Origin of the sequence: Psychrobacter immobilis, assembly GCF_904846185.1 — a bacterium.
Classification (GTDB): domain Bacteria; phylum Pseudomonadota; class Gammaproteobacteria; order Pseudomonadales; family Moraxellaceae; genus Psychrobacter; species Psychrobacter immobilis_B.
In genome coordinates this window covers 31,601-44,752 of the sequence record NZ_CAJGZQ010000001.1, presented here as the reverse complement: position 1 = coordinate 44,752, position 13,152 = coordinate 31,601, and the positions used below count along the sequence as shown (strand labels likewise).

8 protein-coding genes are annotated in these 13,152 nt (G+C 44.1%); 3 read left to right on the top strand and 5 right to left on the bottom strand.

Features of this window, described 5'->3' with window-relative positions; translation table 11 throughout:
* Positions 1–156 precede the first annotated feature (156 nt).
* A complete protein-coding gene (gene rho / locus JMW94_RS00170) occupies positions 157–1,425 on the bottom strand; it encodes a transcription termination factor Rho (protein WP_055125334.1) in 1,269 nt (422 codons plus the stop codon).
* A 526-nt stretch (positions 1,426–1,951) separates the two neighbouring features.
* Positions 1,952–2,278 carry a thioredoxin gene (gene trxA, locus JMW94_RS00165; RefSeq protein ID WP_060491956.1) on the bottom strand — a complete coding sequence of 109 codons (327 nt, stop codon included), beginning with the start codon at positions 2,276–2,278 and terminating at the stop codon, positions 1,952–1,954.
* A gap of 369 nt (positions 2,279–2,647) precedes the next feature.
* On the opposite strand from trxA, the gene JMW94_RS00160 reads away from it, so the two are divergent.
* Together JMW94_RS00160 and JMW94_RS00155 are read left to right on the top strand one after the other, a co-directional pair.
* Entirely contained in the window at positions 2,648–3,361 is a 714-nt protein-coding gene (locus JMW94_RS00160) for an RluA family pseudouridine synthase (RefSeq protein ID WP_201599611.1), read from the top strand.
* A 53-nt stretch (positions 3,362–3,414) separates the two neighbouring features.
* Complete coding sequence (locus tag JMW94_RS00155) at positions 3,415–5,040, top strand: flavin-containing monooxygenase (RefSeq protein WP_201599609.1); 1,626 nt, start codon at positions 3,415–3,417, stop codon at positions 5,038–5,040.
* Between the two features lie 34 nt (positions 5,041–5,074).
* Here JMW94_RS00155 and JMW94_RS00150 read toward each other — a convergent pair whose 3' ends face one another.
* The 3 genes from JMW94_RS00150 to JMW94_RS00140 all read right to left on the bottom strand — a co-directional run bounded on the left by JMW94_RS00150 (position 5,075) and on the right by JMW94_RS00140 (position 9,563).
* Positions 5,075–6,016, bottom strand: a complete 942-nt coding sequence (locus JMW94_RS00150) for a D-2-hydroxyacid dehydrogenase (protein ID WP_201599607.1) — start codon at positions 6,014–6,016, stop codon at positions 5,075–5,077.
* A gap of 198 nt (positions 6,017–6,214) precedes the next feature.
* Positions 6,215–7,171, bottom strand: a complete 957-nt coding sequence (locus JMW94_RS00145) for a response regulator (protein ID WP_201599605.1) — start codon at positions 7,169–7,171, stop codon at positions 6,215–6,217.
* Positions 7,172–7,250: 79 nt separating this feature from the next.
* Positions 7,251–9,563, bottom strand: a complete 2,313-nt coding sequence (locus tag JMW94_RS00140; protein WP_201599603.1) for a sensor histidine kinase — start codon at positions 9,561–9,563, stop codon at positions 7,251–7,253.
* Between the two features lie 656 nt (positions 9,564–10,219).
* Between JMW94_RS00140 and rapA the strand changes: the two genes are divergently transcribed.
* The gene (rapA, locus tag JMW94_RS00135) at positions 10,220–13,108 is read left to right on the top strand and encodes an RNA polymerase-associated protein RapA (RefSeq protein ID WP_201599601.1); all 2,889 of its coding nucleotides are present in this window, start codon (positions 10,220–10,222) and stop codon (positions 13,106–13,108) included.
* Positions 13,109–13,152 lie beyond the last annotated feature (44 nt).

Sequence of the window (13,152 nt, the reverse complement as noted above, 5' to 3'; positions counted from 1 at the left end):
TATTAAGGTATGTTCTCATTTTTATTGCCATTTTTAAATTCAGGACATGCCTGAATATATAAAAAATGAATATAAAACGAAAAGACCGCACGAATGCGGTCTTTTCTACTTAAGTTACTTATCTATTGAGTATGGGAAAGCAGTACGGATCTATCATTAGTTCTGTGATTTACGTTTCATCTGCTCAAAGAATTCGTCATTGGTTTTCGCTTCTTTTAAGCGATCCAATAAGAATTCAGTCGCTTGTACGCCATCCATCGGCTGAAGCAGCTTACGTAAAATCCAAACCTTGCGCAGTTTATCTTCATCAAGCAGACGCTCTTCACGGCGTGTACCAGATTTTTTGATATTAATCGCAGGGAAGACACGTTTTTCAGCCAGATCGCGCTCAAGCGTAATCTCTTGGTTACCAGTACCTTTGAATTCTTCAAAGATAACGCTGTCCATTTTACTACCCGTATCGATAAGGGCACTGGCAATAATGGTCAAACTACCACCTTCTTCAACATTACGAGCAGCACCGAAGAAGCGTTTTGGGCGCTCTAACGCATTGGCGTCTAGACCACCGGTTAACACTTTACCTGACGACGGAATAACTGTGTTATAAGCACGTGCCAAACGAGTAATCGAATCCAGTAAAATAACCACGTCTTGTTTGTGCTCGACCAAACGTTTGGCTTTTTCGATAACCATTTCAGCGACTTGTACATGACGCTGTGGTGGCTCGTCAAAGGTAGAGGCAACCACTTCACCGCGTACCGTACGTACCATTTCGGTGACTTCTTCTGGACGCTCATCAATCAATAGGACGATTAAGTAGCATTCAGGGTTATTACGAGTAATCGACTGAGCAATGGTTTGTAGCAGCATCGTTTTACCCGCTTTTGGCGGTGCGACGATGATAGAACGCTGACCTTTACCAATCGGCGCGATTAGGTCGATGATACGACCCGTCAAATCTTCAGTGGTACCGTTACCAAGCTCGAGTTTTAAATGCTCAGTTGGGAATAGGGGTGTCAGGTTTTCAAAGATAAGCTTATGACGTGAGCGATCTGGGGTATCAAAGTTGATTTCGCCAACTTTCAATAACGCAAAATAACGTTCAGAATCTTTTGGTGGACGAATCGTACCAGCGATACTATCACCCGTCTTCAGACTAAAGCGACGAATTTGGCTAGGGCTGACATAAATGTCATCAGGACCGGCTAAGTATGAGCCTTCTGATGAGCGTAAAAAGCCAAAACCATCCGGAAGAACCTCAAGTACGCCGTCACCATAAATGGCTTCACCGTTCCGCGCATGGGTTTTTAGGATAGCAAAGATGATGTCTTGTTTACGGCTACGCGCCATATTATCAAGACCCATTTCTTTGGCGATAGCCAATAGCTCAGCGATTGATTTTTTCTTTAATTCAGTAAGATTCATAGATAGGTCATTAGCAATTGATCAGATGAGAGATGCCATTAGCAGCACAAGTCACGACAGTGATTAAAACAACGATAGTATGGTGATAGAGGGTGCGTGCACAGAGCTGGATTTATGTAGTTTGGATATTACGTGTCAGCTTATATACGAATTGCAATCGTTTATGCAAGGTAATAAGAAATAAGGATAAAGAAGTCTACATAAGAGTCTGCGTCAAAAACTCAATATCAGTAATTGTGTTTAGTCATTTCGTTCAGCAATGGTGTTTATAACGACGATTGTGTTTTTGTTGATAAACACGAGGAGAATAGCGATAAGACAGTTAAGAAAACCGTTAGTTTTCTGTTGTCAGCAGACTATACGGTCTTCACAATAGTATTGTCAATAAATTTTGCCAAAAAAGTCGTCTAATTGAGTTTTTTGCATAAAAAACAAGCAAAAAAGCCACTATCTACGTTAGATAATGGCTTTTTCGGCGGTGTTGCTGTCTCTTTAGAATGCTTATGCAAAAAGAGCAAGTCTCGACTTAGAGATGCTTGTCTAACACTTTTGCCAATTCGGCTTTTGGCTGTAGACCCATCACTGAGTCAACTTTTTCGCCATCTTTAAAGACAAATAGCGTTGGGATATTACGGATACCAAAACGGCTGGCAGCTTGTGGGTTGCTATCCACATCAACTTTGACGATTTTAACTTTGCCTTGGTACTCAGTGGCTAGATCTTCTAAAATAGGGGCGATTGCTTTACAAGGGCCACACCATGCTGCCCAGAAGTCTACCAATACTGGCACATCTGATTGCAATACGTCTTTGTCAAAGTCGGCATCGGTAGTATGTAAAATAAGGTCTGACATAATTTATCTCTCTTGTTTTATTATTTCTATCGCCATTCATCAACCAATATATTTGTTGCATAATAGAATGATGAGTGACCAAAGAAGCGTTTAGAAGTGGTTAAAATGTGCCATTATATTAACATGTTTGCTCAGGGTTAACAGATGCAGGCTGGTTAAATTGTTTAACAATTACGATTAGCACAATAAATCGACACATAACGACACAGGCATGGTTTTATCTGTCACTTGATAATTCTGTCTGTGTCTTTTGTTCAAAAATAAGCGGTTTATAACACTATATCTATACTCTAATATCTACCACTTAAGACAGCTTTCATATGCAAGCTCATTAATCATTCAAGCCCATTTATATAAGTGCCCATTTTTATGCCTTTTACTGCTGAAGAAGTCAACGCCCTCAATGCTCAAGAAAACGCCTATCCGATTGAGTTTTTTCAAGCATTTGCGCAACAGATTACTGTCTACGAAGATGATGATATTTGGGTGGTTGATAAGCCTGTAGGTCTGTTGAGTGTCGATGGCAAAACGCTCAAGGTCAGTTTACTGGCAAGACTTGAGCGTGCCAATCCCGCAGTCAAGCTGATTCATCGTCTGGATATGGATACCTCAGGGCTGCTCATTTTTGCCAAAAATGCTGCCGCGCAAACCCATATTAGTAAGCAATTCATTGAACGTTTGCCACAAAAAAAATATCAGGCACGCGTCTTTGGAGAGTGGGAGCGTGTCGGCGCAACGGGTGAGATATCCGTACCAGTGCGCTATGAGCCAGAGACGAAACCGCGCCATATCGTCGATCCTAGCTGGTCAAAGCATGCCTTAACTTTATATGAAGTCATCAGCCATGAGCAATGCAACGGTCAGACAGTCACGCGCGTAATGCTAAAGCCTGTCACCGGTCGTAGTCATCAGCTGCGCGTCCATATGGTGCATGTGGGTCATGTGATGATTGGCGATCCTATTTATGCAGAAGGTATGGCTTTAGCGATTGCGCCAAGGCTTAATCTCCATGCTCAGCAATTGCGTCTCAAGCATCCTACGCTTGGTGCGTGGATGGATTGGGAAAGCCCAAGCCCTTTTTAAATGAATTTATGCCAAATTTTTTAAACCCATCATGCAAAAACAAGGAACGTATTATGCTTGATATGACGGCAGCCAAACAGGCAGTTAAGAAATGCTTCAAACCTCAATCGGCACTCTCAGACACACCAGTGGATTATGAAGTACTGATTATCGGTGCAGGAATTGCCGGTATTGGTATGGCGTGCCGATTGCAGCAGCAAAAACACAAAGGACTGTTTGGTCATAAAAATCCAAGTAAGCAGAAACGCAAATCATCAAAGCAACAGCAGAAAAGTGCACAGCGATTTTTGGTGTTAGAAAAACGAGCAGATTTGGGTGGTACATGGGATTTATTCACCTATCCTGGTATTCGCTCTGACTCTGATGCCTTGACGTTTGGCTACAGTTTCAGACCATGGCTAAATCACAGGATTTTGGCAAAAGGCGGTGATATTAAAAGCTACATAGCAGACACGGCATGTGAGTTTGGTATCAGCGAACATATTCGCTATCAGCACGAGGTGCAGCAGCTGTCTTGGTCAAGTAGCCATCAACAATGGACGGCGATGGTAAAAAATCATGCCAGCGGTGAGGTGTTTACGGTAACGGCAAAGTTCGTCGTTGGCGCCACGGGTTATTACGATTATGAACAAGGTTATAGACCTTCTTTTAATAAAGAAGCAGATTTTCAAGGTGAAATCATTCATCCGCAGCATTGGCAAAATGTGGATTATGACGATAAGAAGGTAGTCATTATCGGTAGCGGTGCCACAGCGATGACATTGTTGCCAGCTTTGGTGGATGAAAAAGGTGGGCAATGCGCGCGTCACGTCACTATGTTACAGCGTTCTCCCACGTATGTGGCAAGTGTACCGGGCGATGATTATACGCTTGATTGGCTAGCAGGTAAATTTTCACCGTTGTCGAAAGAGCAGGCTTATACAGTGCTGCGTACTCGTAATGTATTGATTCAACAAGGCACTTATCGAGCGGCTATATTGGCACCCAAGCTTATGAAAGCGTTATTAAAACGCGGTGTCAAAACAGAGCTAAAGGGTAGCGGTATCGATGTAGCGCATTTTGTACCGGACTATAATCCTTGGGACCAGCGGATATGTGCGGTGCCAGACAGCGATTTATTCAAAGCATTGCATGGCACACACGCCGGCGTCGTCACCGATCAAATCAGCCATTTTACCAAGACAGGCATTATGCTTGATTCTGGCAAGCATCTCGATGCTGATATCATCGTCACAGCGACAGGATTAAAGCTACAAATGCTCGGCGGTGCCAAAGTATATATTGACGGGCAGGCGATAGATATTGGTTCGCGCATGACTTATAAAGCGGTCATGATTGAAGATATACCAAATATGGTGGCACTGTTTGGTTATACCAACGCCTCATGGACGCTAAAAATCGATTTGGCGTGTCAGTATGTGATGCGACTGCTGGGCTATATGCATCAGCATCGCTATCAAGTGGTATTGCCACAAGCGCATACTAAAGATGCCAAAGCGCTTACGCAGACAGATACCGTGATGGGCGCGCTATCCTCAGGATATGTCAAGCGCGCTCAACACGAGCTACCCAAGCAAGGCGATATATATCCTTGGCGGGTGACAAACAACTATCTCAGCGACCGCATCATGCTCAAACATCGCAAAATAAAAGATGATTGGTTACGTTTTAGTCGTTAAGGTCGCTTGGTTACAGTCATTTGCTAAATGTTTTTTAATGGCTATTAATAAAATCAGTAACTTGTTTGCTTAAGATCTGCCACAAGGTTTCTTGCGCACTTTTGCTGCCCCACGCATTATGCGGGCTAAATATCACACGCGGATGGTTAGCAATGGTCAATAAAGGGTCGTCAGCGGTGATGGGCTCTTGCTCAAACACATCGCTGGCATAGCCGATGATTTGCTCATTGTTAATGGCATCAGTCAATGCTTGGCTATCGACAATACCGCCACGAGCGACATTGACGATGAGCGGCTGTTTGACCATTTTTGCTAAAGTATCTGCATTAATCAGGTGCTGAGTTTTCTCGTTTAATGGGCAATGTAGGCTCAGTACATCAGACTGTGCCAGTACGTCGTCAAATGCGGTATAGTCGTCATTGCGCGGTGCTCGTCCTTGTTGCTCCGCCCACAATACTGTCATTCCAAAAGCGCGCGCAATATCGGTCACGCGTTTGCCGATAGTGCCAACGCCAATAATACCTAGCGTTTTATCTTCTAAATCTACTAGCGGAATATCCAGTAGGCAAAAATTACCGTTTGCCTGCCATGTGCCATCAGCGACTTTTTGATGATAATAAATACCCGCGCGCATGGCGTTGAGCATGAGCATAAAGGTATGTTCGGGCACGCTTTTGACTGCATAACCTGCGACATTATAAAGCGCCACATGGTGCTCAACACAAGCGTCTTGATCGACGTTGTTCATACCAGTAGCGGTCAGTTGAATGAGCTTGAGCTTGGGCAATTTGCTTATCACTTCAGCGCTGATTTGCACTTTATTGGTGATAATGATGTCAGCGTCTTTGCAGCGCTCTACGATAACAGCAGCATCTTTTGGGGTATCATCATAAGTGAGGTAGTCGCTGATGCCGTTTGGGGCTGGCAAGTCGATGCCATCAGAAAAAGTGCCTTTATCTAAAAAAACCGCGCGCATGGTTATTCCTTATTAAATAGTTATTTTAAAATGATTTTAATAATGATCGACTTAATGTAGCACGTTGGTGATTTTAGTCAAAAAGGTCGTTAAAAAATCCATCAAAAAGTACAAAGCAAAAAACCTCTACTTCAATATTGAAATAGAGGTTTTGTTTATTGAGACAGTAGTCTTTTGTGCTTATTTAGTCTTATGCACTTATAAAGAGAAACGCTTACGCAATTTGCCAATAAGGCTACGTACGCGACTGCTTAAATCAATACGCACGTCGTTTTCAGGGTCATGCTCGACTTCATAGCGTTTGACCAAGTCAGGGCTAGCTTTGAGTTTCGCATGATGCTGAAACGCACGGTTGACGCTAATCTCAAGCAGGCTGGCGCGCATCGGTTTCGGCAAGCAGCGATAGACTTGACCTTTATTAATCAAATCAATCAGCAAGCCAGCGTCTTGAAACTCAGTCTGTACCAAAACCACCAAATGTGGCGCATCTTGCTTCAAGGTAAAGATAATCGGCGCGATATTCTCACCGCTGACATTGATATCGGTGATACAAACACCGATATCTTCATTCGCCAAATAATCGTACGCTTCTTCTAAACTTTCAGCGTGCAATACTTTATAACTGTGAGAAAATTGCTTACGTATTTGCTCAATCAACTCATTGGTTTCATCGATCACTAGCAGCGTTTGCTTATTACCTGAACTGTCGAATTGGTCGGCATCTTCGTCTGGATTATAGGTCAAGGCGATTTCGGTAGCGCGTCCGACCACGGTGATCAGCTCTTCAGATTTACAAGGCTTAGTCAAATAACGATAAATCTCACCATCGTTAATAGAACCAATAATGGCGTTTAAATCGGCATAGCCCGTCAATAAGATACGCATGGTAGACGGTGAGACATCTTTTACTTCGCGTAAGATATCCACACCGACTCGCTCAGGCATCCGCTGGTCACTGACCGCCACGTGTACATGGTTGTTCTTGATATAGTCAATATACTCAGTCGGGTCGGTGGTGATAAAGACGTCATGGGTCTTACGAAACAGCAGTTTCATAGACCGTAAAATGCGTTGTTCATCGTCGATAAATGCCAACTTCGGCTTTGACTCAGCGCTGCTTTCAACTGTGGTTAAGTCATTTTCTAATTCATTCATGATGAGTTCCTTATGATGATGAATAATAGTCGTTAAATATCTAAATATGTTCTACGTAACAGGACAGCTGATCCAGCGCTTACGCGACTAAGTTTTGCTCTGTTAAGTTATTATTAATCGGCAGTATTAACGTAAATGTGGTGCCAACGCCTTCGGTCGATACGACTTTGATATCGCCATTATGTTGCTCCATAATTTGCTGGCTGATTGCCATACCAAGACCAGTGCCTTCGCCTGCGCCTTTGGTCGTAAAGAACGGCTCAAAGATTTGATTGAGAACTTCTGGACTCATACCTTTACCGTTGTCGATGACATCAATATAAACATTGCGATCATCGGCACGGGTGCGCACTTCGATCTTGCCATCAGGTTTTTCTCCCATGGCTTGCGCGGCATTGTTCAGTAGATTGACCAAGACTTGGTTGATTTGCGACGGTGAGCATTTCACTTCAGGCGTGGGCGCAAAATCAGTTACAATCTCTTGATGTCTAATAGAGTTGCCAGCGATTTTAAGCGAGGCTTCGATACATTCGCGCACATCGATGGTTTTCACTTTTGACTCATCAAGACGGGCAAAGTTGCGTAGGTTCAGCACCATCTCAGTAATTTGCTCGACGCCAAATAACGAATCTTTAATCAGCTCTTTTAATTCAGCTGATAGGTCATCTTCTTGGATTTCATCAGAAGCACGGACAATATCTGCTAGTAGCTTGTCAATTTTGCCATCAGTCGCCGCGTCAGTTTTAACGCTTTTTAATCCTTGTACCAATTCAATCAGCTCTTCGTATTGCTCCGTCAACTGACCAATAATCTCCAAGTTGTTTTGCACGTATGATAAAGGTGTGTTCACTTCATGAGCAACGCCTGCCACCATTTGTCCCAACGTTGCCATTTTTTCTGAACGAATCAATTGCAACTGCGAGTTTTTCAGCTCTTTTAGCGTTTCTTGCAGCTCAGCGGTACGTTCTTCGACTTTAATCTCTAGCTGTTGGTTAATGTTGGCAAGCTTACCTTCGTTAGACTGGATTCGGTCTAGTAGGTCATTAATAGAGCCATTCACCAGTCCAATCTCGTTGCGACCTTCTGCGAATTTAACCTCGCTCAGCTTATTGTATTGCTTATTATTAATTAAGTTTTCCGCTTCAGAGATTTTATCGGTGGTTTCTTTCAAGGGTTTGAATGCTAAGAAAGTCAGCATGAAGTAAATGACGCCCGCTGTGATAAGTAGCGCTAATGCAATCCAGTTAACCAAGTTTTCACTGAGATTATCGGCAATGGCGTTAATTTCAGCATCAGGTTGGACAACGATCAGCTTCCAATAAGTCTCAGGAATCTCAAAGACATAGGCTTGACTGCCGTTATAGTAACTGTCTTTTGTCAACTCAAAGCTCTGTAATAAGCGGCTGTCCATGGCGTTTTGCTTGTTTTCACCGTTATTCAGGTAAGCGGCGTAGTTCACCAAATAATAGCCCTTTGCCGTACCAGTCTCAGCTTTATCAAGCGTGGTCAGTACCTGCTGAACTTGTGGTGAGACGCTAGCGGCGACTTGTTCGATGATCTCATTACGTTGGACATCTAAGAAATCAAGCACGGGTTGCCAAGCAGGGTCTGAGTTGATGACTTGTTTGATATCAAGCGGCGTACCTGTTTTCTCGTCAATATAGCTTAAGCGTTCAGGGTTAGAGGAGGCGATCACCTTGTCACTATTATCCAAGAGTAGAATGTAGCCTGAGCCTGAGCTTTCGCTTAACTTGACGATGTTTTCTTGTAGCTGATTCAGCGTAAAGTTAACCGTACTGGCACCCCAAAACTGATTGTCACGCTCGATTGCCACACCGCAGCTCATCGCCAGCTCGCCTTTGGTTTGGCTGGCGCGCACATGGTTCCAAATGCAGCTCTCAGGTTTGAGCAGCTTTAAGACGCTAAACCAATCTTCTTGATAATAAGGATTGGTAGGATTTGGGTCGCTTAACACCGCTTGATAATCGCCGTTTTGACGAACCATCAAAAATGGATGGGTCGCGGTATTTGCCCCAAGTGCGCCTTTTTCAGGCCAAATGCCGCCACTACCCAGTAAGTTATAATCACGCTTATCAAAGGCATTGGCAGTACTGGTTTGTAAAATAGCCTCTTCTGTGGGCAAGGTTTGCGCGCTTTGCTGTAGTAGCAAGGCACTACGCATCACCCGATTGATATCGGCTGAAATACTATTTACCGCGGTATTGCCACGTTCAGCCACCAATTTTGCAGATTCAAGGCGGATTTTCTCATAGCCCTCTTTATCAACAACATAAACGACGACCGCCAGTACGACCGCAAAAGCAATAAATAAAATAGTGGTTACTTGGGTACTGACTTGATTAAAAAAGCCAACTTTTTTGGAGGCACTCATGATGGTGATAGTCCTTGGATAATAGTGACCACGAAGAAGAGTGCCAATGCTAGGTATTGGTGGCAATCAATTAGGTGGTAATGCGTAATCTTAATTAAAATGGTCTGTACATAATGGCAAAAAAATTAAAAGTATAACTTTACTCTTATAACTTAACCGACTTAACTATTGATGTTTTTATAACTTAAAGGACTATAAAAGGCCATACTGTGCCCATAAATCCTTAAGGATAATTAATCATGAATACTAGGCGGCAAAAGAGTATGTGTAGACGTGCGTTTGAATAATTCAGGTAAGAAAGAAGAAATGTTCTATTGCATTTCTTAACAATACAGAATCAATTTTATAATGACAATATTTTTTCTTTACTTGCGAGTCGTTATCTTATTGTTTTATATGACCAACTTATGCTTGGCGTTGATATAATCTTGCAATAATCTGCTCTTGAAAAGTCAACTTAGCGCACTCATCTAGCTGCTAACGTTATATAATGGTCGGCTTTATCTTGCGACCTAGCTAATGAGCTGACGCTGCCGGTATGGCCGGTGACCTCTCAGACTATTAAGTAATGACATCGCGCTAGTGATTCACGCTAGCAACTCTCATTATGAGCTATCTATTTTTTCCTATTATCTGAGTACAAAAGACATCGCCCTATGACTATCTCTATCGCTTCATTGCACAATACTGAATTTGCCGTTGGTCAACGTTATTTATCTGATACGGAGTCCGAGCTGGGCTTGGGTGTGGTCATCGATGTAGATGACCGATGTGTGCACATTCTATTTCCACAAAGTGAAGAGACGCGCGTCTACGCCAAAAACTCCGCGCCATTATCACGCGTGGTGTTTAAAGTCGGCGATAGTATTTCTGATCAAGCGGGTAAGAGCTATACCGTAACCGCGGTCGAAGAAGTGATGGATGTACTCAAATACAGTGTGGATGAGCATGAACGAGGCATTATGGAAACCCGTCTGGCTGCCAATATCACCTTGGCTAAGCCGCTTGAGCGTCTGCTGGCTGGTCGTATTGAGCGTGGTGATTGGTATGAGCTGCGTCAAGATATCTTGCGTATGCAATCGGCGCTAGCGGGTCATCCGCTGAAAGGCTTGATGGGTGCACGTGTCGATATCATTGAGCATCAGCTCTATATCGCTCATGAAGTTGGCAAACGTATCGCGCCGCGTGTGTTGCTTGCTGACGAAGTTGGTTTGGGCAAAACCATCGAAGCAGGTTTGATTATTCATCAACAGCTATTGACAGGCAAAGCTGAGCGTGTGCTCATTCTTGTACCAGATAGTTTGCAATATCAGTGGATGATTGAGTTGCGTCGTCGTTTTAATCTAAATTTTGCCTTATTCGATTTGGTACGTGCAGCAGCCATTAAAGAACACGATCCTGAGCAAAACGTCTTTGCCACTGAGCAATGTATCATTGCGGGTATGGATTTATTACTCGATCACCCTGATTTGTACGACCAAGCGATGGATGCAGGGTTTGATTTATTGGTGGTCGATGAGGCGCATCATCTGCATTGGGATGAAGCGCAAGGCGGCAATGATAAATATGACTTGATTGCTGATTTTGCTGAAGAAACGCCAGGGGTCATGCTATTGACAGCAACGCCAGAGCAGCTTGGGGCACAAAGTCACTTTGCTCGTTTGCGTTTGCTCGATCCGGACCGCTTTGATGATTTGGATGAGTTTATCAATGGTCAAGAAGCCTTTGCTGAAACGGCTGCCGTTGCTGGTGTATTGATAGAAGATAAGCCATTGAGCGACAGTCAAATTGCCGCTTTAAGCAGCTTGTTAGACATCAGTCTTGATGAGTTGGCAACGATTAATGATGACGAAAAACTGCGCACCTATGCGCTTAATGAACTACTTGACCGTCATGGTACAGGTCGTATTCTATTCCGTAATACCCGTGAAAGTGTGAAAGGGTTTTATGGTCGTAGCAGCCAGCCATACCCACTGGCATTACCTGCCGCATGGAAAGACAGCTATCAAACCAATGGTAAATTGCGTGAGCAGCTATGGGGCGAAGAAAACCAACCTGATGGTGGCTGGCTAGAAGATGACCCACGTGTGCCTTGGTTGATTGATATTTTGCGCGGCGAGCTTAAGCACAAAAAAGTGCTGTTGATTGCCCGTAGTGGCGCGACGGTTGAGAGCTTGGAGGCGGTATTACGTCTGCATGCCGGTATTAAAACCGCTATCTTTACTGAGCAGATGACCTTGCTTGAGCGTGACCAAGCAGCGGCGTTCTTTGCTGATAGCGAAGGCGCGCAGATATTATTATGCTCAGAGATTGGTTCGGAAGGTCGTAACTTCCAGTTTGCCAGCCAGCTGATATTGTGGGATTTGCCAGCCAATCCAGATACCTTAGAGCAGCGTATTGGTCGCCTAGATCGTATCGGGCAAACGCAGCAAATTATGCTCCATGTGCCTTATGTACAAGGCACGGCGCAAGAGCGTCTGTATAAATGGTATCACGACGCGCTGAATATGTTTAATCAAATCTCTCCAACGGCGCAGAGCGTGCAAGAGCAGTATATTCAAGAGCTAAAGCCCATGCTTGAAGGCGCGGATACTGACGAGAACCGTGCGATACTACAAGATATCATCGAAGAAGCGAAACAGACGCGATTGGGGTTAGAGGCACAGCTACAAGCGGGTCGTGATCGCCTATTAGAATACAACTCGTGTCGACCACGTGTTGCCAAACGTATCGCTGACGCCATGCGCGATTTTGATGGTCATAATCTATTGCCGCAGTTTATTGAGCGCTTTTTTGCCTCAGCCAATATCGATCACAATATCCAGCGCGATGGTTCGTGGGTAATTGCCCCGATTGATAGTACTGAAATTAGTGATTATATCGATGGCCTGCCACTCGGTGACGAAGATGGTATGACGTTGACATTCGAGCGTGAGCAAGCACTACAGCGTGAAGATATCGAATTTATCACTCACGAACATCCATTGATGCGCGCGATTTATGAGTTGGCGAGTACCAGCACCTTTGGTAATACCACGGTGGCGATGCTAAAAAGTTCTGCTGTACCACAAGGTATGGTGCTGCTCGAAGTGAATTTCCGCGTTGAAGCCATTGCGCCAAGGTTACTCAATTTACCCGCGACGCTGACCACGCAAAATATCCGTGTATTTATCAGTGAGCAGGGCAGTGATTTGTCCTCGCGTATCAGTGCGGAGATGATTATGCCGCATATTGAACGTCTGGATAAAAACCGTGCTCGCCAAGTCATTAAAGTACGCGGTGATGTAATTGAGCAGCGTTATTATGAAGCGGAAGAGATTGCCCGTCAGCAGCTTGCTGAGATTGGCGAACAAGCCAGTGCCCGTTTTAGCCAGCAGTGGTCACGTGAAATCAAACGTCTAAAGCATCTACAAACGATTAATCCTAACGTACGTCCTGCCGAGATTGAGCGCTTGGAGCAGCTAAAAGCCCAAGGTGAGCAAGCACTAGGTAGTCTGTTATTAGTCCCAGACTCCATCCGTGTGTTAGTGGCAGTGAAGCCATAAATGTAAATGATCAAAAGAACGAGATGTTTAATAGCATCTCGTTT

Bases quoted from the DNA above. Each gene is read 5' to 3' on its own strand.
- rho (WP_055125334.1), bottom strand. From the start codon at position 1,425: ATGAATCTTACTGAATTAAAGAAAAAATCAATCGCTGAGCTATTGGCT.
- trxA (WP_060491956.1), bottom strand. From the start codon at position 2,278: ATGTCAGACCTTATTTTACATACTACCGATGCCGACTTTGACAAAGAC.
- JMW94_RS00160 (WP_201599611.1), top strand. From the start codon at position 2,648: ATGCCTTTTACTGCTGAAGAAGTCAACGCCCTCAATGCTCAAGAAAAC.
- JMW94_RS00155 (WP_201599609.1), top strand. From the start codon at position 3,415: ATGCTTGATATGACGGCAGCCAAACAGGCAGTTAAGAAATGCTTCAAA.
- JMW94_RS00150 (WP_201599607.1), bottom strand. From the start codon at position 6,016: ATGCGCGCGGTTTTTTTAGATAAAGGCACTTTTTCTGATGGCATCGAC.
- JMW94_RS00145 (WP_201599605.1), bottom strand. From the start codon at position 7,171: ATGAATGAATTAGAAAATGACTTAACCACAGTTGAAAGCAGCGCTGAG.
- JMW94_RS00140 (WP_201599603.1), bottom strand. From the start codon at position 9,563: ATGAGTGCCTCCAAAAAAGTTGGCTTTTTTAATCAAGTCAGTACCCAA.
- rapA (WP_201599601.1), top strand. From the start codon at position 10,220: ATGACTATCTCTATCGCTTCATTGCACAATACTGAATTTGCCGTTGGT.